The 25,605-nt window shown below is 62.0% G+C and carries 22 protein-coding genes; 4 read left to right on the top strand and 18 right to left on the bottom strand.

The genetic code is table 11. The features are described 5' to 3' along the window. Window positions 1-91 precede the first annotated feature (91 nt). The 15 genes from NUH19_RS08290 to NUH19_RS08220 form a co-directional block, all read right to left on the bottom strand. On the bottom strand, window positions 92-2,170 hold the full coding sequence (locus NUH19_RS08290) for a C39 family peptidase (RefSeq protein WP_262316086.1): 2,079 nt from the start codon (window positions 2,168-2,170) through the stop codon (window positions 92-94). 90 nt (window positions 2,171-2,260) lie between these two features. Next, a complete protein-coding gene (locus NUH19_RS08285) occupies window positions 2,261-3,346 on the bottom strand; it encodes an acyltransferase family protein (protein WP_262316085.1) in 1,086 nt (361 codons plus the stop codon). 136 nt (window positions 3,347-3,482) lie between these two features. Continuing rightward, complete coding sequence (locus NUH19_RS08280) at window positions 3,483-4,475, bottom strand: hypothetical protein (RefSeq protein WP_262316084.1); 993 nt, start codon at window positions 4,473-4,475, stop codon at window positions 3,483-3,485. 67 nt (window positions 4,476-4,542) lie between these two features. Next, entirely contained in the window at window positions 4,543-4,938 is a 396-nt protein-coding gene (gene tagD, locus NUH19_RS08275) for a glycerol-3-phosphate cytidylyltransferase (RefSeq protein WP_262316083.1), read from the bottom strand. Between the two features lie 38 nt (window positions 4,939-4,976). Next, window positions 4,977-7,682, bottom strand: coding sequence for a CDP-glycerol glycerophosphotransferase family protein (locus tag NUH19_RS08270; protein WP_262316082.1), 2,706 nt, complete (start codon window positions 7,680-7,682; stop codon window positions 4,977-4,979). A 164-nt stretch (window positions 7,683-7,846) separates the two neighbouring features. Beyond that, window positions 7,847-8,665 (bottom strand): ABC transporter permease, encoded by an 819-nt coding sequence (locus NUH19_RS08265; RefSeq protein ID WP_262316081.1) that lies wholly within the window; start codon window positions 8,663-8,665, stop codon window positions 7,847-7,849. After that, window positions 8,658-9,701 (bottom strand): ABC transporter ATP-binding protein, encoded by a 1,044-nt coding sequence (locus NUH19_RS08260; protein WP_262316080.1) that lies wholly within the window; start codon window positions 9,699-9,701, stop codon window positions 8,658-8,660. The genes NUH19_RS08265 and NUH19_RS08260 overlap by 8 nt, the downstream gene beginning before the upstream one ends. A 163-nt stretch (window positions 9,702-9,864) precedes the next feature. Continuing rightward, complete coding sequence (locus NUH19_RS08255; protein ID WP_262316079.1) at window positions 9,865-12,219, bottom strand: CDP-glycerol glycerophosphotransferase family protein; 2,355 nt, start codon at window positions 12,217-12,219, stop codon at window positions 9,865-9,867. 74 nt (window positions 12,220-12,293) lie between these two features. After that, complete coding sequence (locus tag NUH19_RS08250) at window positions 12,294-13,436, bottom strand: CDP-glycerol glycerophosphotransferase family protein (RefSeq protein WP_262316078.1); 1,143 nt, start codon at window positions 13,434-13,436, stop codon at window positions 12,294-12,296. Continuing rightward, the gene (locus NUH19_RS08245; RefSeq protein ID WP_262316077.1) at window positions 13,433-14,170 is read right to left on the bottom strand and encodes a WecB/TagA/CpsF family glycosyltransferase; all 738 of its coding nucleotides are present in this window, start codon (window positions 14,168-14,170) and stop codon (window positions 13,433-13,435) included. Before NUH19_RS08245 ends, NUH19_RS08250 begins: the two co-directional genes overlap by 4 nt. Next, entirely contained in the window at window positions 14,158-15,105 is a 948-nt protein-coding gene (locus NUH19_RS08240; protein WP_262316076.1) for a glycosyltransferase family 2 protein, read from the bottom strand. The genes NUH19_RS08245 and NUH19_RS08240 overlap by 13 nt, the downstream gene beginning before the upstream one ends. A 162-nt stretch (window positions 15,106-15,267) precedes the next feature. Next, window positions 15,268-16,062 carry a type I methionyl aminopeptidase gene (gene map / locus NUH19_RS08235; RefSeq protein WP_262316075.1) on the bottom strand — a complete coding sequence of 265 codons (795 nt, stop codon included), beginning with the start codon at window positions 16,060-16,062 and terminating at the stop codon, window positions 15,268-15,270. A 64-nt stretch (window positions 16,063-16,126) separates the two neighbouring features. Further along, complete coding sequence (locus NUH19_RS08230; protein ID WP_262316074.1) at window positions 16,127-17,080, bottom strand: NAD-dependent epimerase/dehydratase family protein; 954 nt, start codon at window positions 17,078-17,080, stop codon at window positions 16,127-16,129. 100 nt (window positions 17,081-17,180) lie between these two features. After that, window positions 17,181-17,591 carry a GtrA family protein gene (locus NUH19_RS08225; protein ID WP_262316073.1) on the bottom strand — a complete coding sequence of 137 codons (411 nt, stop codon included), beginning with the start codon at window positions 17,589-17,591 and terminating at the stop codon, window positions 17,181-17,183. Then, window positions 17,578-18,573: a YihY/virulence factor BrkB family protein gene (locus NUH19_RS08220; RefSeq protein ID WP_420844680.1), complete on the bottom strand. Its 996-nt coding sequence runs from the start codon at window positions 18,571-18,573 to the stop codon at window positions 17,578-17,580. The genes NUH19_RS08225 and NUH19_RS08220 overlap by 14 nt, the downstream gene beginning before the upstream one ends. A gap of 158 nt (window positions 18,574-18,731) precedes the next feature. Here NUH19_RS08220 and NUH19_RS08215 point away from each other — a divergent pair, with 158 nt between their 5' ends. Beyond that, window positions 18,732-19,481: an ion channel gene (locus NUH19_RS08215; RefSeq protein WP_262316072.1), complete on the top strand. Its 750-nt coding sequence runs from the start codon at window positions 18,732-18,734 to the stop codon at window positions 19,479-19,481. A 162-nt stretch (window positions 19,482-19,643) separates the two neighbouring features. Beyond that, window positions 19,644-20,699 (top strand): LCP family protein, encoded by a 1,056-nt coding sequence (locus tag NUH19_RS08210; RefSeq protein WP_262316071.1) that lies wholly within the window; start codon window positions 19,644-19,646, stop codon window positions 20,697-20,699. Between the two features lie 56 nt (window positions 20,700-20,755). Here NUH19_RS08210 and NUH19_RS08205 read toward each other — a convergent pair whose 3' ends face one another. The 3 genes from NUH19_RS08205 to NUH19_RS08195 form a co-directional block, all read right to left on the bottom strand. After that, window positions 20,756-21,154: a hypothetical protein gene (locus tag NUH19_RS08205; protein ID WP_262316070.1), complete on the bottom strand. Its 399-nt coding sequence runs from the start codon at window positions 21,152-21,154 to the stop codon at window positions 20,756-20,758. A 185-nt stretch (window positions 21,155-21,339) separates the two neighbouring features. Beyond that, window positions 21,340-22,704: a DUF2252 domain-containing protein gene (locus tag NUH19_RS08200; protein ID WP_262316069.1), complete on the bottom strand. Its 1,365-nt coding sequence runs from the start codon at window positions 22,702-22,704 to the stop codon at window positions 21,340-21,342. Window positions 22,705-22,847: 143 nt separating this feature from the next. Next, window positions 22,848-23,048, bottom strand: a complete 201-nt coding sequence (locus tag NUH19_RS08195) for a cold-shock protein (RefSeq protein WP_225047708.1) — start codon at window positions 23,046-23,048, stop codon at window positions 22,848-22,850. A gap of 321 nt (window positions 23,049-23,369) precedes the next feature. Here NUH19_RS08195 and NUH19_RS08190 point away from each other — a divergent pair, with 321 nt between their 5' ends. Together NUH19_RS08190 and NUH19_RS08185 are read left to right on the top strand one after the other, a co-directional pair. Further along, window positions 23,370-23,999: a hypothetical protein gene (locus NUH19_RS08190; RefSeq protein WP_262316068.1), complete on the top strand. Its 630-nt coding sequence runs from the start codon at window positions 23,370-23,372 to the stop codon at window positions 23,997-23,999. 268 nt (window positions 24,000-24,267) lie between these two features. Next, window positions 24,268-25,494, top strand: coding sequence for an MFS transporter (locus NUH19_RS08185; protein WP_262316067.1), 1,227 nt, complete (start codon window positions 24,268-24,270; stop codon window positions 25,492-25,494). Window positions 25,495-25,605 lie beyond the last annotated feature (111 nt).

The following is a 25,605-nucleotide window of genomic DNA, read 5'->3' as shown; positions in this document are numbered from 1 at the left end:
AAAAGCGACCCGCCATCAGCGGCGAGTCGCGCAAAGCCCGTATGTGGTTCCCGCCAGGCAACCGGCGCCGGATTGGGCCGGTTGCCGTGCTTTACGGCATGTACACAACCGCGGCCGACTGCCCCCGGTTGGTGTTGACCGAACGCCAAGACAGCAGGCTCCAGATCTGAGAGATCTTGCGCTGGCCGCTGAACAAGGCGCGGTTGTATGGATCGGACACCGTGGTTCGACCGTTCACCAGGCCGTGCAGCACGACGATGTGGCGAACCCCGCCGCCCAGGTCCAGGCAAACCGTGGCCGGGTAGCCCTGCTTAAGGTAGCTGGTCAGCTGGGCGGCCGAGCTCATGACCTTGTAGCCGACGCCGTAGTGGCCGGCGACATCGGTCAAGTCGGACTCCCAAGAGCCGGCATCACCGCGGTCGAAATGCCCGTACTTGTAGGCGTAGTTGGCCGCCGTCACCGGCGTCACGTTTTTGCCCAAGCCCGAGAGAATCATCGCAATCGAGGTCATCCCGCAACCGGTGGCCCCGAAGTTGTAGCCACCGTAGGACTTGCCGGCCCAGCGAGCGTCCAGCTGGCTGTAGTACTTGACGGTGAAGGTCTTGGTGTAGGCCGCCTTCTTGCCGTCGTAGTAGCGCAGCTGGCCGTTGGTGGTCCGCCACTCACTGGCCGTTTGGACGCCGGCGTCGTTGACGTAACCCAGCCAGCTGCCGCCGGCGGTGTAGACGGAGTCGTAGCGGCTGCCATTGAGGTGGTTGTAGTGGCGCCGCACCTCAAGCGTCTGGCCCTTGTAGCTTCCAGCCTGCTTGGCTCTGGCATGCCAGTCAAAATCATTCCACAGCGTGTAGCCGGCCTTGAGCGTCACCGTGCGGGTATCGGCGATGGCCACGCCTTGGCGACCCTCGGCGACGCTGACGGCCGCGGCGTTGACGTAACCCACCTGCCGATTCTCGGCGTCACACAGCAGGTAGTAGCGATCGCCGTACTCGGCGACGAAGGCCTGGCTGGTTTGAAAAGTCTCGTGGTACTTGGCCGTGGTGCTGGTCTGCGCCGCGGTCATCGCGAGGTTTTGCCAGATCGTGTAGCCCTTGGCCGTGGCGGTCACGACCCGGTCGCTCGGCAGCGCCGCCCCGCGGCTAGTGGCCGCAAGCGTGGTGGCCGCCGCGTTGATGTAGCCCTGCCAGGTCCCGTTTTGGTACAAGCTGTAATACGTCGCGCCGCTGCTGTGGTAGTAAGCCTCACGCACTTGGTAGGTCTCAGGAGCGCTCGGGTTGGTGCGGCCCATCGCCTTGGTCCAGTCGAAGTTGGCCCAGATGGTGTAAACCGACGGCGCGGTGACGGTTGCGTACTGGTCCATCGCCACGGGCGCCCCGGCCGGACTGGTCGCGGTCTGCACCGCAGTGGCGTTGATGTAGCCGAAGAACTGGTCACCGTCGTACAGCGCGTAATACACCGCGCCGTTGCGGTGGTAGCTGACCGTTTTGGCCAGGAAGGTCTTGTGAAAAACGCTGGGCGACTGCGCCGCCACGGCCTCGAAACTGAGGTCGCGCCAGATCGTGTAGTCGGCCGCGCTGGTGATGGTGGCATACTGATTGAACGGTTGGGCGACGCCGTCCGGCTGCGTCCCCACCGCCACCGCCGTTGCGCTGATGTAGCCGACCACGGTGCCGGCGGTCGTGGCTAGCTGGTAGTACCGCTTGCCGTTGGCAATGGTGGCCGTGGCGACCGCCACCAGGGTCTGGTGGTAGTAATCGGTGCTGGTTTTCCCGGTGTCTTCCCAGTTCAGGCTCTGCCAGAAGGTGTAGGCCTTGGCCGTGACCGTCGCGTAGTGGCCGGTCAAAGGCACCGCCACCTTCGGCCCCGGCGCCGTCGCTGCGGCGGCTGTCGTGGTCTTGGCGGCAGCGCCAGCGTTTTCAGCGGCGCCAGCACCCGCCTCTGGCCCCTTGGTCGAAGCCGCCTTGGCGTCTGGCGTCGCGGCGGTTGCCTCGGCGCTGGTGCCTGCCTGCGCCGTTGCCGGCGCGGTCGTGGCTGCGCCGGCAGTGCGGCTGTGCGTGATGGCCGGCTGCGCGGTGGTGGTGGCCCCCACCGCTTGACTGCCAACGGTGCCGATCGCCACCCCCATGGCGATCAGCGCAACGATCAGTTCACAACGTGCTTTGAATTTTTTCATCTGTTCCTCCAGCTTGCCCGTACTGTACCTTAATGGCACCCGACTAGCGTACCACATCGGCCGCCAAAATGCTCATGGGAGTTCCGCCGCTCACTTCTTGTGCTCGGCGACCCCGGGCATCGCTGTCTGCTTGTGAATCAAAACCTGTAGCACTGCATTGACGACGTACTCGAACACCCACGAAATCGCGAAGGTGCTGACCACCACGATCAGAAAGTACGGAATCGGCTGCGCCGAAAGCCCCAGCTTGCTGCCGACAATCATCGGCAGGCGCTGCAGCATGTACAGCGAAAACATCGCCCCGCCGCCCATGTAGGCCAAAAGCGGATTGACGACTCGCACCCGCATCGCAAACCAGGTCACGCCCAGCGCGAAGCTGACGCTCATCAGCTCGTACCACAGCACCCGCCATCCCGCCTGGGTGCGGCTGACCAGCAGGTACGAGGCGGCAAACATCGCGGCCACCAGCACCCCGGCCAGCAGGTAGCGCGGCCAGCTGCCGGCCACTGCGGCGGTGATGCGGTCCTTGTGAACGGCGAACAGCATCCCGGCGTAGTAGCAGAAAATCGTGTTGTAAAAGGCCGGTACCAAGTGCTGATAGGCCACGACGGTGTAACCCACCAGCAACAGCCCCATCACGGCCAGCGCGACCTGCTGGCGCCGCCCGAACAGCTTGAACGCCACGTAGGTCAGGATGTAGAGCACCAGCACCGCGAAAATGTACCAGTTGCTGTTGCCGATCGACACCACCCCGGTGTAGGCCAGGGCAATCCGGCTCAGCGGATAGCTGACGTGCATGATCTCGGCCACCAGCCAAAACAGGCTGACGGCGACGAAGAAGCGGAACCACACGAAAAAGAAGCGCCGCACCGGAAACGAATCGACGTAGCGGTGACCGCGGCGAATCAGCTGGGTCATGATGCCGTAGCCGGAGAAGAACAGGAACGGCGTGACGATCACCTGGCGCTGAATGTGCAGCCAGATGCCGCTGAGCCGAAACAGCTGGGTCTGCACCGGCAGGTAGGTCGCAAAGTGGCTGAAAAACACTAGAAACAGGAAAAAGCCGTTAATCGTCATGGTCGTGCGGTGATCGAGGTAGTCGCGGTCCTGGGTATCCGGGGCCCAGCGCCAGCTGAGCACGAACAACGCGCCGATTGCAAGTAAGATGAGGTCCATGGGTATGATCCAAGCCTTTCTGAAAGTCAGTTTGCCACGAAGCGGTGGTGGTTTCAGCATACAACAAAACACGGCCTCCTGACAGGAAAAGCGTGTCAGAAAACCGTGTTGACAAACAATATATTCTCAATCAATCCTATCGCTCGTAGCGACACAACTTCATGTGAAGGGCAAGCGCCTTTTTCAGGCTAATTTTGATGACACCGCTTGTTGCATTGGAGAGCCCCCGACAATTTGGATTCAGATGATAGGCCGTCCCTTTGAGCGATGCTGCAACATAAACCATACTGCCAATGGCTGGTTGCGTCGGTTTTGTAATTGGCTTGGCCGCCGGCTTGCTGGTCGCCGTCGTCGCGCCGGCACTCAGGTAGCCGAACCAGCTGCTGCCGCTGTACAGCGAGTAGTAGGTGGTCCCGTTGGCGTGCTTGTACAGGGCCTTCACCTGGTAAACCTTGTTGTAGTAGTTGCTGGTGTTGTGGCGCTTAGTCTGCCAGCCGAAGTCGCCCCAGACGGTGTAACCCTTCTTGGTGAGCTTGACGTAGCGGTTGGTGCTGATGGCGTTGCCCTGGGCCCCCTTGGCCGTCGCCGCGGCGGCGCTACTCAGGTAGCCGACCCAAGTCGTCCCGCGGTACAGGGAGTAGTAAGTCGAGCCGTTGCTGTGGAAGTAGGTCGCCTTGACCTGGTAGGTGTTTTGGTAAAGCGAAGACGTGGTGTTGCGCTTGGTCTGCCAGCCAAAATCGCCCCAGATGGTGTAGCCCTTCTTGTTCAAAGACACGTACTTGCTGGTGGCGATGGCGGCACCCTGGGCCCCGGTGCCGGTTTGCGTGGCCGCCGCGTTGATCATGCCGAAGTACTTGCCGTCCTTGGACAGACGGTAGTACAGCGTCCCGTTGTAGGTCACCTGCGAGCTGGCCTTGAAGCTGTGGTGGTACCAGTTCGTCGAGCTATGTAGGCGCTTTTGCCAGCTCGAATCCTGCCAAATGCTGTAGTTCTTCTTGGTGATGGTCACATACGCCGGCTTGGTCGCGGCGCTGACGGGCGTGGCGGTCGTAGGCCCCGCGGCCTGCGTCGCCCCCAGCAGCATTCCGGCCCCGATCAGCGCCTTGATCAGTGCGTTAACTTTCTTCATAAGCGTTCTCCCTAAAATGGCTTCAGTGACGGAAGCAGTCTACACCACGCGCCCTACCGCGCGGTCACTAGAACTTGAGGTCTTTTTTGATCTTGGTGGTGGAGATTTCCGGCGTCCGTGGCAGGTAAATCACCTCGGCGTCGGTCTGCTCGCCGACGTAATCGAACTTGCCGGCCCAGTCGTCGCCCATAACGAAGGTGTCGATTTGGTAGAGCTTCACATCGCTGACCTTTTGATCCCAGCTGTTTTCCGGAATCACCAAGTCGACGTAGCGAATCGCCTCGAGCAGCGCCTTGCGCTTCTCGTACGGGAAGTAAGCCTTCTTCTGCTTGCTGTCCCAGTTGAATTCATCCGTGGACAAGGCGACGACTAGGTAATCACCCAGCGCCTTGGCGCGTTTGAGCAGCTCGATGTGGCCGTAGTGCAGTAAGTCAAAGGTTCCGTAAGTAATCACACGCTTCATAATTCATTCTCCTTTTTTAGACTGCCGAGTGCCGGTGGCTACTCGAACAGAGACTCAAATTCCTGCTTGGACCGGGCATCCTGAACGGCGAAGTCGTAAGGCGTTCGCTTGAAGCCCTTGGCCATGTAAGCCAGCCACTTCGCCGTGATGTCGGCGTCGGTGTTCTTGGCGACCAGTGCGTTGCCCGGCTTGAGCATCGCCACCGTCGCCGGAATCTCCACCGTGATGACGTCAAGGTCAAGCGCCAGCGCCTCGAAGACGACCAGCCCCAGCCCCTCGTAACGCGAGGTGAAGACGAACGCATCGGTCAGCTTCATCAGCGCATACGGGTTATCCATGCCACCGAGCAGGTAGATGCTGCTCGAGCAGCCGGAATCGCGAATCCACCCCAGCGTCTGGCGGCGCAACGTGCCATGCGGCGCGATGATGACCAGCCGGGTGTTCGGGTAGCGCCGGTGGACCTCCGCGAAACTTTGGATCAGGCGGTCTTGACCCTTTTGCGCCGCCATGCGGCCGACGTTGACGAAGACCTTGATGTCCGGGTTCAACAGGTCGTCCAAGAGGCGCAGCTTGCTGGTGCCGTACATGGTGAAAATCTGGCTGACATCCGGCTGCAAGGGGTGTGCGACGTTGACGTAATCGGCCAGCTTCTCGTTCCACGCCGCCACGATGTCGGGCAGCGACTTTTCGACGAACGGGAAGGTATTAAGCTCGTGGTAGCGCGTCAGCAAGGCGTTGGTGACGAACTCGTCGGCAGGCGGCACCGCAAAGTCGATTCTGCGCGAGCCGATTGCGTTGATCGCCTGGCGCTTGACCGCGTAGTCGTTGCTGGCGGTCACCGGGGTGTTGAGAATGGTGGTGAACACACTTTCGTCGCCCATCTTCTTAACCTTCTGCGAGCCCAAGAAGTTGTTCATGATCCGCACCCGCGGCGCAAAGCTTGGGAAGTGGTGAATGAAGTCGGCCTTGAGCTGGTCGCTGACCAGCACGATGCGATCGGCGTACTGGTAGGCCCGCTTGGTCATTTTCCAGTTCATCGCGCTGCCGCGCAGCTCCCGCTCCTGGAAAATGTCCGTGTGAACGTACACCATGGTTTTGACCGGCCGCTTAGCGAGGCTTGCGATCATCTCGGAGTAGGCCCGTTCAAAGCCGGTGTAGTGAATGAAGTAGGCCGGCTTGAGCGCCCCCAGGATGCGGTCGTACTCGCGGCGGTATACCGCATCGGTCGCCGTGCGAAACGGCGCGAAGTTGAAGTGCTCGCTGCGAATGTAGCGCCGCATCATGAAGCGTTCGAAGGTGCTACCGGTGCTGCCGCCATCGAACGGGAAGAACACGACGCCCTTGGGCAGGTTGAACAGCAGGAAGCGAAAGGCCGGCTTGACCGTCGCCTTGGGGAAGAAGACCACGTAATTGTGCTTGGTCAGATCTACCTGATCCAAGGTGTTGAGCAAAGCCGAGGTGATGCCGTTGTTCCACAACCCACCGGAGTAGATGGCGACGGTGGGCAGCCCGTTGTACGGCGACTTCGCCGACACGTGCGGCTGTTCCCCATGCGCCTCGGCGTGGCCGTAGTGAGACATCAGGTAATAGACCAGCTCGCCGGTCCCCGCGGTGCTGTCAACGCCGACGTAACGCTTGGCAAAGGCCGCATCGTAGTCGACCGCGTGGTCAGCCACCTGCAGCCAATCGATCAGCCGCTTGGTCGAATGGACCTGCGTGAATGGGTAATCGTCGATGTCTTCGTAGCAGCCACGGCTGGCGTAGTAGGCCGCCTTGTCGTAGGCGAACAGCACCACCGGCTTGCCCGTGTTCATGTAGTCGTACATGATGGACGAGTAGTCGGTGATCAGCCCGTCGGTGCCGGCCAGGAACTGGTAACTCTCGATGTCACTGGGGAAGGCTTCGATGTGGTGGTAATCCGCAAAGTCCAGCTGGGTGAGCTTGGCCTGAAACGGGTGCAGCTTCACGAAGAGCACCTGCGAATCGCTGAGGGCCGCATCCAGCTTGGCCAACAGCCGCGTGGTGAACGTGGCATCGGCGTCAACCTCGCCGTCGTTCTCCCGCCAAGTCGGCATGTAGACCAGCGCCTCGCGCTCCCCCAGGTTGTAGCGCTGGCGAACGGCCGCTCGCACCGTGGCATCGCTCAGCACACTGTTGCGGGGGCTGGGGCCGACCACCACATCCCCGCGCATCACGCGGTCCAGGTTGAACGAGCCGATCATTTTGTCGCGCGTGTAGTCGTTGCTGACCACCAAGGCGTCCGCGGAGTAGAAGTTGCGCTGAACGTTGCCCATTCGCGCGACGTCCCCGTCGTCCTTGCCTAGGCACTTCAAAGGCGTCCCGTGCCAGATGTTGAAGTACTTTTGAAAGTCCTGCTTGATAAAAAACGAGTAATAAGACGTGTCGTTGAACAGGTACTCGGCGCTGGCCAGAAGCTGGCAGTAACGGTCGCTGAGGTACGGCACCAGGGTCACGCCGCTCAGCCCGTCGCGGGTCAAAATGGCTTGTACCGAGGCCACGAGCTCGGGCGCCACCGCCACGTTGATGGTCAAGTTGGGGTACTGCCGCGCAAGCTCGCGGGTGACGTAGTACATGTGGCCGTAAAAGTTGTCGCCGTGGGTCGACTCAATCAGCGCCACGTCGCGCATTAGCGTGTGCTTCTTGTATGCCTTCAGATAGGTATACTGATACGCCTGATCTTCTCGTTGCTTCAGCACCCTGCTGACGCGATTCACTAAATTCATCCTGTGTTTCACACCTCACTCAATTTTTAGCCGGTGTCGGCCGACTACCCGCTCGTCCTGCAACGCGCGTTTGAGTCCACACCCAAGCATTGCATTCCCAGAATAGATTACCACAAAAACCGGTCCAGCAAGAGTCCCTCTCGACTCAAGCCGACCGGCTCACGCTAAATGTAGTCGATGAAGCGGCTTCGGAACTTCAGGTGGATGTGGCTGCCGAGAATCAGCAGCAGGCCGATGATGCTCCAAAAAATGATGACCGCCTTGACGTCGTGGAAGAACCAGCCGGTGCCAAGGAAGGTCTCGCGCATCCCCATGATGATGTAGTAAAAGGGATTGATCTCAATGATGCGAATGATCACCGGGTGCTGCTCGATCACGGCGTTGGCGCCGAAGTTGAAGACGGTCCCGCTGATCCAAAACATCAGCTGCATCATCGAGTTCAACAGCGTGTGAAAATCACGAACCACCACGGTGATGGTCGAGGTGACCAGACCCATCGCGTACAAGAAGGCGATCATGCAGATGAAGTAGTAGATGAACTGAATCCAGTACAACGACGGCCGCACCCCGTACAGGAACATGATGACCATGCTGATGGCCAGCATCCACCAGTAGTTGATCAGCTGGTTGGCTAGGGTCATGCTGGGAATCGTCGACACCGGAAACTGCATCTTGCTGACCATCGACACGCGCTTGACCATGCTGCGACTGGCCCCGAGCACCTCGGAGCGCATGAACTGCCAGGCGATGTAGCCGGGCAAAAGCCAAGCGATGTAGGCGTAGCCGTCCATCGGCTTGTTGCCGTAGAGGATCATGCCGAACACCAGCCAGTAAATCGCGATGTTGATCAACGGGTCCAGAATCTGCCAGATGTTCCCCAGAATGTGGGCCTGAAACGTCGACTTCTCGTCGTACTTGGCCAGCCGGTTGATAATTTTCCAGTTACGAAACTGCTCACGTAAGACAAGCCACGCCTCAGTCATCAGAACGCACCTGCCTTTCCTTGTGATTGTGAATCAGGATGCCGCCGACCACCATCGCGACGATGACCACGATCAAAATGATCCAGCTGCGCAAGCTGACCACGGTGAGCGGCTCCATCACGGCCGTCCTGAACGGAATGTCCTTGATGGACGCGGCGACGGTGAACGCCAGCAGGAAGGTCAAAAACGTCAACACCAGCTTGGTCGCCCAGGTGAAGGGCTGATCGTACAGCCGGCGCTGGAAGTAGCTGGCCGGCTCCGTCGGGTGTTCCTGGCGCAGCGCCTCGAGGTCAAAGGAGCGGCCGGACTCGTGGGTGATCCGCGCCCGCTCCGCCTTGCTCTGCTTGTTGTACTCGCGCTGGAACTTTTCAAACTGCGGCAGGACCGTTTCGGCTGACCCTTCCATGACCACGCGGCCGTGGTCGATCCAGATCACCTTGTCGCACAGCGTTTCAACCTGAGAAAGGCTGTGGCTGACGAACAAGATAGTCTTGCCCTCGGCCTTGAACTGCTTCATCCGGGCCACGCCCTTCTCAAAGAACGGCGCATCCCCGACGCTCAGGGCCTCGTCGATGATCAAAATGTCTGGGTCTTGGTGAACTAGCACACTGAAGCCGAGGCGGCTCTTCATCCCGCTTGAGTAAGTCTTGACCGGCTGGTCGATCTTGCCGATGACCTGATCGCCGGCGAAGTTGATGATGTCATCCATCTTCGCGTCGATTTCTGCGCTGGACATGCCAAGCATCTCACACTTCATGATGATGTTCTCGCGACCGGTCAGGTTCAAGTTGAGCCCCGCCCCGACCGAGATGATGTTGGTTGTGCCGTTGACGGTCAGCTCGCCGGAGGTCGGCGGAATAATCTGGGACACGATGTTCAAAAGCGTCGACTTCCCGCCGCCGTTCAGGCCGACAATACCGACGCTGTCGCCTTCGTAGACATCAAAGCTGACCCCCTTGAGGGCCCAGAACTGTTCGATCTTTGTGTTGCCAAATGGCATCAGGGTCTTGAGCATATCGCTCTTGGTTTTCATCATGTCGTACTCTTTGGTGAGGTAACGAGCACTGATTTTGAGTTGCTTCTCCAAGCTGCTGGCAGCTCCTTCCACGGAAATAGTCACATAACTTCTCGTATTATACGTTGAATTAACGCCAGCGCGGCGCCCTTAACTGAAATTTTACCAAAGCACAACTAGTTGCCTACGCCATGATCTGCTTAATCATGCGTTCCGTCGCCCCGCTTTGCTCGTCGGTCATCAGCCGCGACTTGATCAACGCGCTGGAGGCGCTGGTGTCTTGCGGGTGCAAGATGGCCTCGGTCAGCTGCGGCGTCGTGTAGGCGCGGCCCTTGAGCCCGGTCTCTTCCTCGTTATCGAAGTACCAGCCGATCTGCTTGGCGTAGGCCGCCTCGTCCTCTTGCAGCACGATGATCGGCTTGTTCAGCAAGGCGTAATCGTAAATCGCCGAGGAGTAATCCGAAATCAACACATCGGCAATCAGGTAGAGCTCCTGAATGTCGACCATCTCGTTGTAAAAGCACGAGATCTTAGGACTCAGCGCCGCGTACTGATCGCGCAGCTGGCCCTCAAGCGGGTGCAGCTTGACGATGATCTGGTAGTCGGCCGGCAGCTGGTTTGCAACCTGCTTCAAATCGAGGTTGGAGACGCGCTTGCGGTTGCCCTTGCGCCAGGTCGGGCAAAACAGCACGATTTTAGTGGTCGGATCGTAGGCGCGGTTGAAGTACTTCTCGTAGATGCGCTTTTTCTCGGCGGCGTCTTCGGCATGCGTCAGCAGGTAATCGTTCTTGGGGGTCCCCTCGTGCAGAATCTTCAGCTCGGGGTTATCCGCCAGGCGAAAGGCCGACTGCAACAGCGTCACGTTGTAGCTGGACGAGGTCGTCAGGTAGTCCCACTTTTTCATCCGCGGGGCGAAGGCCTTGGCCTCCTTGCGGCGCTGCTTGGAGTCGGCGAGGTCGTTGACCATCTGCTTCATCGGAAACCCGTGCCAAGTCTGAACGAACACCTGGCCGTCGCGCTTGCCGGCCTTGTCCAGGCTGTTGCCGTTGATGAACACGTACTTGGATTGCTGGAAGGACTGCAGGTACTTCAGGCTGCCGACTCGCACCGGCGTGAAGCCGAGGCTGACCGCCTCGGCGTCGACCAGATCGCCCATCGAGCTGACGTAAATCTCGGTATCCGGGAACAGCGCCTTGATTTTGAGCCCGAAGTACTTGGGATCGCCGGACAGGTTGTTGCCGTGGAAGGACTCGAGAAAGACCTTGTGTGAGCTGATCGGCTCGTCCGTGATCTGGTACAGACCGCGGCGCATCACCAGCTGAACCAGCAGGCGGCCGACCTTACGCACCCCTTCGTGCTTCAGGATCCAGCGAAAGCCCGGAATTTGGCGCAGCGCGGTGTAGAGCTTGCGAATCCGGCCGGTTTCCCCCGCCTGCGTCGCCTCTTGCAGGTTCGCCCACATCTTGGCGTAGGTCACGCCGGCCGAGCCGATCGGCCCCACCGCCTGGGCGAACGGGGCGGTGTTGGCCTCAAAGCGCGGCACGTAATCCGCCTTCATCTGCTTGAGCAACTCCAGGTTGTGCTGGTAAGCGGCCTGGGTTCGCGGCTGCGCCAGAAAGTCAATGAGGGCCGGCGCATCCACGTCGGCGCGTTTTTGAATCCAGAGGCAGTCTGCAAAGGCCCCGAAGTTCTCGTGGACCACGTGGTCGCGACCACCGTACATCACAACCGGGTGGCCCTGGGCGAATTCTTCGATGATGGAGTACCCCAGCGTCTCGTAGTTGGACGTCGACAGGTACAGGTGGCACTCCGGCACCGTGGCCGGATTGATCGTCACGTAAGCGCCCAGCTCGTAGTAAGCGATCAAGTTGTCGATGATGCCCTGGCCGGCGCCGTAGCCTGTGATGTAGAGCCGAAACTCGGTGCGGTGCAAGGCGTGAATCAGGTAATCCATCAGCTTCAGGGCCGACGGGAAATCCTTTTCCGTGTCGAAGCGAGCCCGGATGATCAAGTTGACGTGCCCGGCCGCATCGACAAGCGCCGGTTGAAAGGGCTGCGGCGCGGTGGCGATGTGGGCGAGGCTGACGGTTTGGACATAGGTGCGATCGAAGTGGAAGCGCCGCGCCACCGCCGCTTGAATCGAAGGCGTCGCGACCCGCACCGTGCTGAAGTACTTCAGGTAATGCGTCAGGTTGCTGTCCTCCACCAGCGCAAGCGGCGCGTGAATCTCGCCGACCACCAAGGCCTGGCTGTTGGCCCGAATGTACGGCGCGACGCAAAAGAAGCTTTCACGCGTGATGAAAAACACGTCGTAGTCCAGCGCGTCGTCCTTGAGCGCTTCGACGTACTTGAACGTGACGTTTTGGGCCGCCGGCTCCGCCTGGCGCAGCACCTTGACGTCGTGATCGGTGAAGCCCCGAAAGTTGTAGAAGGTGATCTGGTAATCCGCTTGGCCAAATTCGGTCAGCAAGTTGATGTTGCTGCGCGAGGTCCCCCCCACGGCAAAGATGTTAAAGCCTAGAATTGCAATTGTCTTCATGTTGTCTTCCCACTATCTGACCCGGCTGCCGCCAGCCCGGCCGCTTATTGCCACTCATCATACCACACCGCGCTTCAGCGCAACGCGTCGGCCACCAGGGCCAACAGTCGCGCCTGCACGTGCCCGTCGTTGTACTGGTTCCAACCGGTCAAGACCGCCACCGCGGTCGCTTGGTCGCCGGCCACTTGCGCCTGGCCGCCAGGCGCCTGCGCCGCGGCCTGCCGCAGCGCTTTTACGAGCCCCGTTCCGTCTTGCACCAGCGGCCCGAGGCGACCGGCCGTAAAGCCCGGCTGAAGCCCCGGGACCGCCGCGTAGTCTGCAAGGTCCGGCGTGAAGAACACCACGTGCGGTTGCTTGCGGCACAGCGCGTAATCAAACACCGCCGAGGAGTAATCCGTCACCAAAGTCTGGGTGCGGCCGTAAAGCGACTCAAGTGCCGCCTGCGTCACCGTGACGTTGGCCGGCAGCGCCGGCACCAAGTCGGCGGCAACCGCGGGGTGCAGCTTGACCACCACCGGGACGTCGAGCGTGGCAAAGGCGGCGAAGGCCTGCCTCAAAACCGCCTGCATCGCCTGGGCGTCGCTGCGGTAAGTCGGCGCGTAGAGCACCGGCACCACCGGCGTCGTGGCCTGCGGCTGGCCCACCAGCAGATCCGAGCGCAAAAAGCCCAGCGGCCGGATCACGCCCGGCGCCACCTTGAAGCTCTCAACAAAAATCCGGCCCATCTGGTCGGACCCGGTGAGAATGTCGGTGTACTTGCCGTAGACCTTCGCAAAGCGCCGCCGGTCGCCGCGCGGCCGCTGACCAGTGGCCGGGTCGCCCCAGCCGAAGCGCTTGATCGCGCCGTTGGCATGCCACAACATGATCACCCGCGGGTGGCGAACCAGCGCCAGCTCCGGCAGGTAGTCATCCACGATGATCACCCGCGCCGACTTGAGGTAGCTGATCCAATTTTGGGTGAGCAGCTTGGTGCGACCCAGCACCGAGACGTTGACGCTGGCGGCCACAAGCGCCGGCACCTGGGCCTTCGCCTTGGCGGTGGCCAGCACCACGAAATCCCGGCCGTAGCGCTTGTGCAACGCGCGGATCGTGCCGGCGTCGTTGTTGGCGAAGGTGGCGTAATACACCACTTTCGCCTGACGCTTGGGACTTTGCGGCAGCAGCCGCAGCAGGCCAAGGTAGAAGGCCTTGATCCATTCCTTGAGCGTTTCTTTCATCGCTGCCCCTTTTGGTGGCGGGTTCGCCACACCACCCACACGAACTGCGGCAGCACCATCATGCGGCCGATGCGGCTGGGCTCCTTGAGCAGCCGGTAGAACCACTCAAGGTGTACCCGCTGCATCCAGCGCGGGGCCCGGCTGACCACGCCGGCGGCAACGTCGAAGCTGCCGCCGACGCCCATCATGAAGGCGCGAGGCAGCCGCTTTTGCAGCCCGGCCAAAAAGCGCTCCTGCTTGGGGAACCCAAGCGCTGCAAAAATCAGGTCCGGCTGGGCCGCGACCACGGCGTCGGCCACGCTGGCGTCGGCCAAATCAAAGTAGCCGTCGTGCTGGTAGCACACATTCAGCCCGGGGTGCTGCGCGGTCAATCTGGCCTTCGCCTGGCCGAGCACCGCCGCCTTGGCGCCGACCAACGCCACACGCAACCCCTCGGCCGCGGCGGCTTGGAGCATCGCCTGCATCAGGTCGTAGCCGGTGACACGAGCGGCCAGCCGACTGCCCAGAATGCGGGCGCCCAGCAGGATGCCGATGCCATCGGCGGTCACAAAATCGGCCCGCTTGGCAATCAGCGCCTGGTAGTCGGGGTGGGTTCTGGCATACATCACGATTTCCGGGTTGGCGGTCACCACGAAGGTGCCGACGCCTTTTGCCAGGCGGGTTTGGAAGCGGGTTAGAAACTGGGCCTCGGTGCCGTCGTCGAACGGGGTGCCGAGAATGGTCAGACGTGCCATTGATGGGCCTCACTTTCGTCTGTCTCTTTGATAATGTAAAGCGGTCGGTTCTTGGTTTCCAGGAAAATTTTGCCGATGTACTTGCCGATGATGCCCAGGCACAGCAGCTGAATGCCCCCGATGAACAGCACGATTGACACCAGGGACGGCCAGCCGGCGGTCGGGTCGCCGTAAAGCAGCGCCCGGCCGATGATGAACAGCATCGCGATGCCCGAGCCGACGCAAGACAGGGCCCCGACCACCGACGCGAGGTTCAACGGCAGCTCCGAGAAGTTCACGATGCCTTCAATCGAGTAGTTGAACAGCTTCCAAAACGACCAGGAGCTCTTCCCCGCCACCCGGGCCTGGTTCTCGTAGCTGATGTAGGCGACGTTGAAGCCGACCCAGCTGAACAGGCCCTTGGAAAAGCGGTTGTACTCGGTCAGGGCCAAGATGGCGTCGACCATCGGCCGGGTCATCATGCGAAAGTCCCGCACCCCGTCGACCATCGGCGTCTGGCTGATGCGGTTGATCAGCCGGTAGAACGCCCGGGCGAAAAAGCTTCGCACCGGCGGCTCGCTTTTGCGGTCGGTGCGACGGGTGCCGACGCAGTCCAGGTCGGGATTTTGGCGCAGCATCGCCTGCATCTGCGGCAAAAGCGCCGGCGGGTCCTGCAGATCCGCATCCATCACCACCACCAGCTGCCCCTTGGCCTGCTGGAGGCCGGCGTACAAGGCGGCCTCCTTGCCGAAGTTGCGGGAAAAGGAGACGTAATGCACGTTCTGATGCGCGGCGGCCAGCTCGCGCAGCCGCGCCAGCGTCTGGTCCGTCGAGCCGTCGTTGACAAACACGTACTCCAGAGTCTCGGCCAAAGCCAAGCGCTGCGCCTCCACGGCCTCAAAGAACCGCGGCACCGTCTCCTCCTCGTTGAAGCACGGTACGATAATCGAAAGCATGGCGTTTCCTCCCTTCTGTGGTCGCGACAGGCCCAAAAACTGGCGGCTCACGGTCTAGCTTTTTTGCCAAGCCGCACGGCAACGCTTCAGTACCGTCGCGCGAAACCCGCGCGGCAATGCTTTGGCATCCCAAAAAGGCTGCGCCTTTGCGCAGCCTTCCGCTTACAACAAGTACTTGGCGTCGGCCACCGGGTCCTGACTGGTCAGGATCTTGGGCCCCGCATCGGTGATCACAATCGTGTGCTCGTACTGGGCGCAATCGGAACCATCGGCGGTCACGTAGTACTCCCAGTCGTCGCCGGGCAGGTCATGCGCCTTGATTTTCCAGGTGCCGGTGGTGATCATCGGCTCGATGGTGATGGTCATGCCGGCCTTCAGGCGCAGGCCGTGACCCGGCTCGCCGTAATGCGGCACGTTCGGGCTTTCGTGCATGGTCGGCTGAATGCCGTGGCCGATCAACTCACGCACATCGCCGTAGCCGTTCTCGTCTTCGGTGTAGTGCTGAATGGCGTAGCCGATGTCGCCCAGGCGGTTGCCAACCACGGCGGCGTCGATGCCCAGGTACAGGGCCTTTTTGGTCACGTCCATCAGCTTCTGGCGTTCAGGCGAAATCTGCCCCACCGCGTAGGTCCAGCAGGAGTCGGACATGTAACCCTGCCAGTTGACCACGGTGTCGACGGCGACGATGTCCCCTTCCTTGAGAAAAAGGCCCTTGCGCGGTGTCGCATGCGCGACCTCGTCGTTGATGGACACGCAAGTCGCGTACTTGTAGCCTTCAAAGCCCAGCTCCGCGGGAATCGCGCCGTGGCTTTCGATGTACTCGCGGCCGACTTTTTCAATCTCCCAGCTGGAGATTCCCGGCCGGATGATGGCCGCCACGGCCTTGTGCATGCCGGCGAGAATCGCACCGGACTTGGCCATGCCTTCGATTTCGCGTTGTGATTTTAATGTAATCAAAAGACTTGCATCTCCTACTTCTAGTCGTCTAGTTCGCTGTTTCCAAAACCATCTTACCACACTGTCAAGGCGTTGGCACCAACGCCACCGGCGCCGCCTGGGCCACGGCGGCCAGGCCCTGGACCAAAGGCGTCTGGCAGCGCAGCCCAAGCGCCGCCAGCCGAGCCACGTCGGCCTGCGAATGCCGCACGTCGCCGGGCCGCGCCACCCCTGGGCGCAGCGCCAAGGGTTGGGCCAGCGCCTGGGCCAGGCCGCCCAGCACCCGGTTCAGGCTGCTCGCCCGACCGGTGCCGATGTTCACGACCAGCCCGGTGGCCGGCCCGTGCAGCAGCGCGGCGATCACCGCCGCCACGTCTTCGACGTAGACAAAATCGCGGGTCTGCTCGCCGTCGCCGTGGCGCGTAAACGCCGATCCGGCCGCCAGCTGCCGGGCGGCCCGGGTAATCACCCCGCCGCCACCCAACGTTTGCGCCGCAGTCGGGCCGTAGACGTTGAACAGCCGCCCGCACACCACCGGCAGGCCGCACAACCGACCGGCGTTCAACACCGCGCGTTCGCTGGCGTACTTGTCGACGGCGTAGGGGCTTTGCGGCGCCACCGGCCCTGTCTCACTCAGCGCGGTGCCAGTGCAATCGCCGTACACCGCCGCGGAGCTGGCAAAAAACAGCTTGCCAAGCGGCCACGGCCGGCGGCGCAGCGCGTCCAGCAGCGTCAGGTTGGCCCATTGGTTGACCGCCGCGGTGCCCAGTGGGTCAAGGCAAGTGGCGGCGACGTCGGCCACGGCCGCCAGCAGTACCACGTAGTCGAAGCGCTCGCGGTCCAGTAATTCCGCCATGAACGCGGCATCGCAGACGTCGTGGACCAAAAGCGTGACGCGTGGGTCTTGGGGCAGGTTGGCGCAGTCGCCGGTCGACAGGTCATCGACCACCGTCACTTGGACCTGTGGGTCAAGCAGCAGTCGCGCAACCAGGTGGCCGCCGATGAAGCCGGCGCCACCGGTAATCAAATAAGTTGGCATTTGGACCTCCTTGTCGGGTTAAGGGCCTCTCCTCCATCGTACCAGCCTGCCCCCACCCAACGCCAAAAAACGGCCGGCGGAACGCTGCCGCCAACCGTTTTTACCTGAAAACCAGCCACTTGCTCAGGGCGTAATTGGCCAAGACGACGACCACCTGCGTCACGAGCTTCGCCCCCAGGTCGCCGGCGTGAAGCCCTGCAATCAGCCCCCACATACACAAGTAATCAAGCCCAAGCGTCGCCAGCCGGGCCAAGACGAACCGGGCCAGCTCACGCGCCACGGCCCAGGCCCCGCGGGTCGATACCGCGAAGACGTAGCGGCGGTTGGTGGCAAAGGCGAACAGCACGGCCGCGCTCCACGCCCAAAAGTTCGCCGCCGCCCAGTGCCAGCCCAGCCCGTGTTGCGCCAACCAGAACACCGCAATGTTGACCACCGTCGTCCAGGCGCCGAACCACAGGTAAAGCAGCGGCTCGCGATGGGCCACGCCCCACGCCCAGCTACGGCGCCACATGGGCTCGCCGCCTTTTGACAAAGTCTCGCACCTTACCGCGCGAGTGGTGCAGCCGCCCGGTGTAGTACTCGGCGACCACCGCGTTGATCACGGCGCCGAACAGCCACATCATTGCGCTGAAGTTCAGCCACAACAGCAGCACCATGAACGTGCCGATGGTGCCGTAGGAGTTGAAGCGGGTGCCAAAGTACCGCATGTAAATGGCGAACAGCTGCGACAGCGCCAGCCAGGCGACGATGGTGAAAATCGTCCCGGGGATGATTGTGCGAAACTTGATTTTGGCGTTGGGCAAAAAGTAGTCGATGCTTGAGATCACCACGACCAGCGCCACCAGGGTCACCGGCCAGCGCCAGGTGTTGAAGGTCTCAAGCCACGCGTCGGACAGCCCGAGCAGCGGCACCAGCCACTCCAGGAACTGGCGGCCGAAGGTGAAGGCGACCATCACGGCCCCCAGCGCCACAATTAAGATGATGAACAGCCCCATCGACAGCAGCCGCTGAATCAGAAAGTTCTGCGGCGGCGTCACGCCGTAAGCCTTGTTGAAGCCGTTCTTCAGCCCGTCGACGCCGAGGCTGGCCGCCCACAAGGTGGCCACCGCCCCAATTGACAGCACCCCGCCGCTGGTCGACACCAGCAGGTTGTGAATCACCGGGTTGATGAAGGCCATGATGTCTTCGGGAATCACCTGCGCCAAGTACGAGGACACGCCGTCGTAGTTGAGCCCAAACACCGGCAGTAGGTTCCCCAGCGTGATCAGCATGGGAAACAGCGACAGCAGCGTGTAGTAGGCCAAAGAGGCCGAGGTCGGCCCAAGCTCGGCGGCAAACACGCGCTGGATGATCAGGCGCAGCACCGCCTTGGCCTTGGCCTTGGCGGAGAGCTTCTGGGCGGCCAGCGGCAGGCTGGCGCGGTCGCCCACCGGCACGGCCTTGACCGGCTTGGTCGGCCGGACCAGCCGCAGTGCGTCACTTTCTTTGGTCACCGAATCACCCCTTCCGTTCGTGTGGTCGCCTTTTATAGTTGTTTTCATTATACCAGATTGGCGGCGGCCGTTTGCTTTTTCCTTAAGCCCCACGCTCAAAATGGCGCCGCCTGGGGAATGGGACTATGCTAGACTCGATAAAATTGGGAGGTGAAACCATGCACCCAACACTCACTCGCTTCTTTCGCCTGTACAACTTCGCCTTGACGCTGGCCTCGGTGGTCGCGCTGGCCTTGATCGTCCTGGATTGGCTGAACTGGATCCACCTCAACGCGGTGCCGGGGCGCATTCTGCTGACGGTGATCCTGCTGGTGTTCGCCAGCGACTACTTGGTGCGACTGGCCATGGCCCACGCCAAGGCGACGATGCTGGCCACCAACACCTTTCGCCTGTCGGCCCTAGTACCCACCGACCGCGTGATGTCGCCGGCTCACCTCAGCCGGCTGGCCCACAGCGTCAGAACCGCCCAGGCCACCTTGGCCGGGCGGGTCCACCGCGCGACGGCCAAGTTTCGCCGGCGACTGATGCGCTTTTTGCGCGGCGGGGGGTTGATCTACTACCTCGGCCTCTCCGCCGGGCTGATCCTGGTCGCGACCTGCGTCTACGCCTACGCGGAGCACACCGACTTTGCCAATGGCCTGTGGTGGGCGATTGTCACCGCGACCACCGTGGGGTACGGCGACATCGCGCCGCACACCCTGCTCGGCCGCACCGTCGCCGTGATCCTGATGTTCACCGGGATCGGCTTGATCGGTACCCTGACCAGTTCGATCACCGCCTACTTCACCCAGGCCCCTGCGCCGACGGCAAGCCCCGCCGACGAGCTGCTCAAGTACGACCAGCTGTACCGCGCCGGCGTGATCACCAAGCCCGAGCTGCAGGCGCAAAAAAAGCGGCTGCTGCCTTAGGTGGCGCCGTCACGGCAGGCTTACCGCCAAGTGGCGTGACGGTGCGAGCCAGCCGCTGGTGGCATCACTTCTTAACATTTACGTTACTTTACCGCTTTAATGAAGCTTTTTAGGCGTTAATCTAGTAAAATACAGGAAGCTTACAGTGGGAGGACTTTCCGTATGAGTAGGAGTAACACCCCGACACCGCCGCACCGGCGGGTCGTTAAACTCGTGCTTTTGGTGGCGCTGACCGCGCTGGCGCTAGTCGGCGGCTACGCTTTGCGCCTGTACTCGCAGACCAAAACCGCGGTGGATTCAACGTACGTCAAAACCAAAGAAACCAAAAAGGCCACCGTTCACCTGGCCGACCGCAAGCCCATCAGCATTTTGCTCATGGGGACGGACACCGGCGCGTTCGGCCGCACCGACACCGGCCGCACCGACTCGATGATCGTGGTCACCATCAACCCGCAGAAGAAACGCACCACGATGTACAGCATTCCGCGCGACACCCTGGTGAGCGTCAACACGGCCATGTACAGCGGCTTCACCAAGATCAACGCCGCTTACACCTTCGGCAAGGTCGACACCGCCATCAAGGCCGTCAAGGACCTAATCGAGGTGCCGATCAACTACTACGTGCTGGTCAACATGGCCGGGCTGTCGAAGATTGTCGACGCGGTCGGCGGCATCGACGTCAACGTCAAGTTCTCCTGGACCGACGCCGACGCCCATGGCTCGTTCAAAAAGGGCCCGGCTCACCTCAACGGCACCCAGGCGCTGGCCTACGCCCGGATGCGCCACGAGGATCCGCTGGGTGACTATGGTCGCCAGCAGCGCCAGCAGGAAGTGATCACGCAGATTGTTAAGAAGCTTTTGTCTACTAGCTCCTTGACCAACTACAAGTCCGTGATGGCCTCCTTGACCACCAGCATGCGAACCGACCTGACCTTCGACGAAATGGTCACGATCGCCGAGAACTACCGCGGCGCGGCCGGCACGATTCGCAAGCAGATTCTGCAAGGCCTCGGCGCCTACATCAACGGCGGCTCCTACCAGGTGCCGGCCACGGCCGACCTGCAAAAGGTCTCAGACGCCGCACGGCAGGAGCTCGGGCTCTCGCCGGTGGTGCTTAACAACTACAACACCAAGCAAAACGCGCAAAACACCGCTCATGGCTTCAACTGGAAGGATCAAAACAATCCGACCTACACCATCTACGACACCGCGCAGTGACGCCAAAAGGGGCCGCAATCAGCCGATTGCAGCCCCTTTTGTGTCTCCTGAACCGTCTACAGCCAGCCGCCCGGCCGCGCCGCCAGACCACGCCAGGTCAGCTCAAGCGCCTGCGGCCGTTCCAGCGTCAGACGGTACACCGGCGCCAGGCGAAACAGCTCGCGCAGCCCCTCACCATCTTGAGTGAAGTAGGCCGCGTTTTTGACCTGATTCACCTCAAGCGTCAACTCCCCCGGCACCGCAACCGCCAGCTGCGCGGCCAGGGCCTGGTGAAAGGCGGTGGCCGTCAGCTGCGCGGTCGCCAACCCGCCGCCGTGATCCTCGTACACCACGTCGCCGCGCCACCGGTTCGACAGCGCAAACACCAGCGCCACCACCGCCGGCTCCGTCACCACCAGCCGCGGCGTGTAGGCCGCCAGCCGCGCGTTCAGCGTCATCAACTCGACTTGTGCCATTGTTTGGCCTCCCCAACTCGGTCTCGGCCGACCCACGCCGGCCCCAACGCTCAGTCTACGAGCCAAGCCCTGCGTTGCCAAATCTGGCGCTTGTGAAAACGCCCGACCCGCTGGCCGCGGTCCGACCCCACCGACCTGCCGCCGCGGCGGGACCCCGGCTGCGGTCGCCCCGCCAGCGCCTCGGCTCACTTGGCCGGGGCGTAACGGGCGATGAAGGCCGCGTAGTCGTCGATCACCTGCCCCAAATAACCCTTGGCCCAGTGCTGAATGGCGCCGTCGAAGTCGTGGTTCAGGTAACCGTCGGCGATCGCCGCGGTCGGGCTTTGGGCGTGAGCCATCGCCAGCAGGTAGCCGGTGATGCGGCAATACGCGGTGAACTGCGAGAAGCTCAGCGCGGTCACGTCGATCGATTCCTTCATGTCGCGGAACTGGCGAACGTAGTAGCTCTTGTCGCCCAGGCTGAGCCAGCCCAAGAAGGGATCCGAGGCCTTTTGCAAAATCTGCTGGGCGGCGATGATGCGCTGGCCCTCACTGACCTCACGGGCCAAGTCGACGCGCGGTCCGGCGGTCAGCTCGCGCCTGCGCGGCAGCGCCTCTTTCACCTGCAACACCAGGTGCGAGCCACCCAGCCCGGTCATCAACACCAGGTAGCAGGTCGTGCCAAAGCTGCCGATGCCGACGCTGTGGCGAATCAGGTCGGTGACGCGGTACTGGGCCAACAGCAGCGCGACGTCGGCCCGGGTGGTGTGTTGGTAGTCGCCAAGCGCGGCGACCAAGGCCGCCTGGGTCGTCGCGGAGACGCGGGCGGAGCGCGGCGGCGCCACCTTGAAGCGCAGCTGGCCGTCGACCACCTCGGTGTACTTGGCCACCACGGATTCGTTGTCGCGCCCTTGCGCCCTGTCGCTGATGCGCTCGACGAAGGCCACATCCGCCTGATCCGGCAGGGCCGCGGTCAGGTCCCGCACGGCGCTGGAGGCGTAAAAGCGCGTTAAGGCGCCGGTTTTGAAGGCCTTTTTGAGCGTCTTGCGGTAGGTCTTGGCCACCTTGGCGGCCAGGTGGTCGAGCGCGGCTTCGTCGTAATGGTTCTGGGCGCCAAGCAGGTAGACCGAGGTCACCAGCCGCTTGACGTCGAACTCGAAGGGGTTCGGGGCGGCCTCGTCGAAGTCGTTGAGGTCAAACAAGAGGTTGCGCTCAGGCGACGCGTAGAAGCCGAAGTTTTGCAGATGCGCATCCCCTGAGCACAGCACCCGAATGCCCGAGGCGACCTCGTGGCTGAGGTCGTAGGCCATCAGCTCGGCGGTGCCGCGGAAAAAGGCGGCCGGGCTTTGCGCCATTCGGGCGTGGCGCTGCGGCAACAGCGCGGAAATCAGCTTGGATTCCGTGGCGTCGATGAAGGCGACCGGATCCCGCTCGATCACCGGCCGCCGCCCCAGCCCCGCCAGCGGCACGACCGCCCGCCGCTTGCGGCCCTCTGCCTCCAGCGCCTCGATGTTTTGGAAGGCCGATTGCCCCGCCAGCTTGCCTAATTCCTGTATCATTTCTTTGCGCATCATGACCCTCCCGTCTGCTAACCGCTTCCGTGTCTCCACGCTACCGCATCGCGACCGGCCGCGCAACCGGTTTTGCCTTCGGTGGTCCCGCGCCGCACAAAAATGGCCGGAGGTTTCCCCCCGGCCAAGGCCGTTAACGGCAATTAGGCTTTGTTGACGTTGACCGCCTGTGGCCCACGGTCGCTTTGTTCGACTTCGAACGTCACGGCCTGACCTTCGTCAAGCGTCTTGTAGCCGTCCCCTTGAATCGCAGAGAAGTGAACGAACACATCGGACCCGTCCTCGCGGGTGATGAAGCCGTAACCTTTTTCTGCGTTGAACCATTTTACTGTGCCGTGTTCCATGAGTGAACATCCTCCTTGCGCCATGCGCATGATCGTCTTGCCCAATCGAGCGGTGCGGCCGCGTCGAAGACTGCCCCAAGCCGCGCCGCTCAAAAGTACTCTTAAATTCTAGCACCATCCAAGAAACCATTCAAGTTTGGCGAACCGATAGCAATTTTTGGGGATACCACCCCTGTTTCGGTACCCAACTGGATACGATGTGTCTATGTTAATATTTGTGAATAAATATTGCCAAAATGGTGGCGTTTTTATTTTGCGGCACAGGCGCTAGCAATTCCGCGCAAAATCGGCTACGATTAAAGCAATCAAGGGGGGCTCATCATGAAGAAAATCGCGGTTCTTGTCGCCAGCTTATGCATTCTGGTGGGCTGTTCGGCCAAGGTGTTCGACCAAAAGGCGCAGATGAAAGACGCCACGCAGACGGTCATCACCCAGGTGGCCAAGGAAAATCAGGCGCTAGACGCCATCACGACCGCCGCCAGTGCCTTCCCCTCCACGTTCCAAAAGGCCTACCAAAAGGCCCCGACGCAGGACTTCAAAAACACGGGCAGCGTCGCCCGGCTGATTACAAGGCGCGATGCGGCCTACCAGAGGCTGGAGACGGCGCAAAAGGCGATTGAGCACGCGACCACGACGTTGATCAAGGCCCGGACCCAAACCAACGCGAACCTGCCGACCGCCGCGTTGAGCGACGCCTTGAACGGCCTGAAGCTGGCCAAGCTCGACCACAAGACCTTCGACGCGTACTACAAGGAGCTGGGTACCGCGGAAAGCGAATTTTTCTCCGCCGTCGCCCAAAGCGAGACCCAAGGCGACATCGACACGGCGCTGACGCGGCTGAACCAGTACGACAGCTCGCTGGCCCAGCAGGCCGAAATCGTCACGGCCAACCTGCAAACGGTCACCGTCCAGGCCAAGGCCCTGGCCAAGGCCATCGCCAAAATGGACTGACCGGCGGCGGCCTCACCCCTCGCGACACGCCCCGGTCACCCGCTCGGCCGCGCGACTCGGCTGCAGCCTCGGCCACACGCCCCGGCGCCAGTCACCGACACGCGCCGCGGGGCCCAGCCGAGGCGCGAGGCCAACCGCCTCGCGGCAACCCTGGCGGCCACCCCGCAATCAGCTCGCCCAATCCGCAAGCCTCGCTTGAATCCGCGAGGCTTTTTTGCTACATTAGGAAGCGTTTACGAAATCCAAGAAACTGGAGATCCCGCTTACCATGACTGACTCAACATTTGCCGCTCGCCTCGACCGCGTGGGGCTACCCCACCAGATTGCCTGGGGCTTTGCCGGCCTGTTCTTTTTCATCCTCGGCACGTCGATCGAGCAAAGCTGGTTTTCGACTTACCTGATTCACCAGGGCTTCGGCGCCGGGTTTGCCAGCACCGTCTTCACCTGCTACGGCCTGGTGGTCACCATCGCCGCCTGCATGAGCGGCGTCGGCACCCGGCTGCTCGGCGTTCGCGGCATGATGTGGCTGGGCACCGGCGTGTCGGTGGCGGCCACCGTGCCGCTGCTTTTGTGGGCCCTGCCGACGCACAGCGCCTGGGGGCTCTTGGTGCTATACGCGCTGCGCGGTGCCGCCTACCCGCTGTTCGCCTACTCGTTTCTGGTGTGGGTCAACTACCGCGCCCAAAAGGCCACGCTGGGCCAGGCGGTGTCTTGGTTTTGGATCTTTTTTGCCCTCGGCTTCGTCATCGTCGGGCCGCTGCTGGCCAACGCGCTGATGCCCCTGATTGGTGAGGTCAATGTGATCTGGGCCGGCCTGCTGGGCGTCGGGCTCGGCGCGGTGCTGGCGCTGGTTGTCAACCGCGACCGGCTGCCGGTGAACGGTCCGGCCACCAACCTGTTCGCCGTGCTGTGGCACCAGCTTCGCACCATCGCGACGTCTTGGCGCGTGGCCGTCGGGGTCTTGGTCAAGGGGACCAACGACATCGGCAAGTTCGGCTTCGTGATCGTGGTGCCGGTGTACCTCGCCCAGTTCGGCTTTTCTTTGAGCGAGTGGCTGATCGCCTGGAGCGTCGCCAACGCGGTCAACATTCCGCTGGATTACCTGTTCGGCTGGATTGGCGACCGCATCGGCTGGCGCAAAACGGTCGTGGCCTTCGCCGGCACCTTCTGCTCGCTAGGGGCGTTCGGGCTGCTTTTGCTGCCGCCGCTTTTGGGCCACAACGCGTTGGCCCTGTACCTGCCGCTGTTGGCCTACGCGGTCGGCATGGCCGGCTTTTGCCCCTTGTCGGCGATCATCCCCAGCCTGCTGCCTGCGGACCTGGAAACCGGCGTTACCGCGCTGAACCTGGGGTCCGGGTTGAGCAACCTGCTGGGGCCGGCGATTGTCTCGCTGTTCATCGGCATCAGCAGCCAGGCCGTCCTAGTCGTGATCGGCATCGTGTTCGCCGCCGCCAGCCTGATGGCCACGGTGCTGAAGCTGCCCGGCGAGGCCTGACCGCCGAAAACATCGTCCCGCCAGTCGGACTGGCGGGATTTTTTTGGCGTCTGGGCCGCGGCACACACCCCAGGCCCGGTCGCGTGGCCCAGGTCAGCGGCGCGGCACAAA

The organism is Lacticaseibacillus parakribbianus (assembly GCF_025490915.1).
Lineage (GTDB): Bacteria > Bacillota > Bacilli > Lactobacillales > Lactobacillaceae > Lacticaseibacillus > Lacticaseibacillus parakribbianus.
The sequence above is the reverse complement of the archived record's forward strand: the minus strand, read 5'-3'. Positions and strand labels throughout refer to the sequence as shown.

Coding starts and splice junctions, on each gene's coding strand:
- NUH19_RS08195 (WP_225047708.1), bottom strand. CDS start 23,048: ATGGAACACGGCACAGTAAAATGGTTCAACGCAGAAAAAGGTTACGGC.
- tagD (WP_262316083.1), bottom strand. CDS start 4,938: ATGAAGCGTGTGATTACTTACGGAACCTTTGACTTACTGCACTACGGC.
- NUH19_RS08250 (WP_262316078.1), bottom strand. CDS start 13,436: ATGAAAGAAACGCTCAAGGAATGGATCAAGGCCTTCTACCTTGGCCTG.
- NUH19_RS08215 (WP_262316072.1), top strand. CDS start 18,732: ATGCACCCAACACTCACTCGCTTCTTTCGCCTGTACAACTTCGCCTTG.
- NUH19_RS08185 (WP_262316067.1), top strand. CDS start 24,268: ATGACTGACTCAACATTTGCCGCTCGCCTCGACCGCGTGGGGCTACCC.
- NUH19_RS08265 (WP_262316081.1), bottom strand. CDS start 8,665: ATGACTGAGGCGTGGCTTGTCTTACGTGAGCAGTTTCGTAACTGGAAA.
- NUH19_RS08255 (WP_262316079.1), bottom strand. CDS start 12,219: ATGAAGACAATTGCAATTCTAGGCTTTAACATCTTTGCCGTGGGGGGG.
- NUH19_RS08280 (WP_262316084.1), bottom strand. CDS start 4,475: ATGAAGAAAGTTAACGCACTGATCAAGGCGCTGATCGGGGCCGGAATG.
- NUH19_RS08205 (WP_262316070.1), bottom strand. CDS start 21,154: ATGGCACAAGTCGAGTTGATGACGCTGAACGCGCGGCTGGCGGCCTAC.
- NUH19_RS08245 (WP_262316077.1), bottom strand. CDS start 14,170: ATGGCACGTCTGACCATTCTCGGCACCCCGTTCGACGACGGCACCGAG.
- NUH19_RS08290 (WP_262316086.1), bottom strand. CDS start 2,170: ATGAAAAAATTCAAAGCACGTTGTGAACTGATCGTTGCGCTGATCGCC.
- NUH19_RS08270 (WP_262316082.1), bottom strand. CDS start 7,682: ATGAATTTAGTGAATCGCGTCAGCAGGGTGCTGAAGCAACGAGAAGAT.
- NUH19_RS08230 (WP_262316074.1), bottom strand. CDS start 17,080: ATGCCAACTTATTTGATTACCGGTGGCGCCGGCTTCATCGGCGGCCAC.
- NUH19_RS08210 (WP_262316071.1), top strand. CDS start 19,644: ATGAGTAGGAGTAACACCCCGACACCGCCGCACCGGCGGGTCGTTAAA.
- NUH19_RS08260 (WP_262316080.1), bottom strand. CDS start 9,701: ATGATGAAAACCAAGAGCGATATGCTCAAGACCCTGATGCCATTTGGC.
- NUH19_RS08285 (WP_262316085.1), bottom strand. CDS start 3,346: ATGGACCTCATCTTACTTGCAATCGGCGCGTTGTTCGTGCTCAGCTGG.
- NUH19_RS08190 (WP_262316068.1), top strand. CDS start 23,370: ATGAAGAAAATCGCGGTTCTTGTCGCCAGCTTATGCATTCTGGTGGGC.
- NUH19_RS08225 (WP_262316073.1), bottom strand. CDS start 17,591: ATGTGGCGCCGTAGCTGGGCGTGGGGCGTGGCCCATCGCGAGCCGCTG.
- NUH19_RS08200 (WP_262316069.1), bottom strand. CDS start 22,704: ATGCGCAAAGAAATGATACAGGAATTAGGCAAGCTGGCGGGGCAATCG.
- NUH19_RS08240 (WP_262316076.1), bottom strand. CDS start 15,105: ATGCTTTCGATTATCGTACCGTGCTTCAACGAGGAGGAGACGGTGCCG.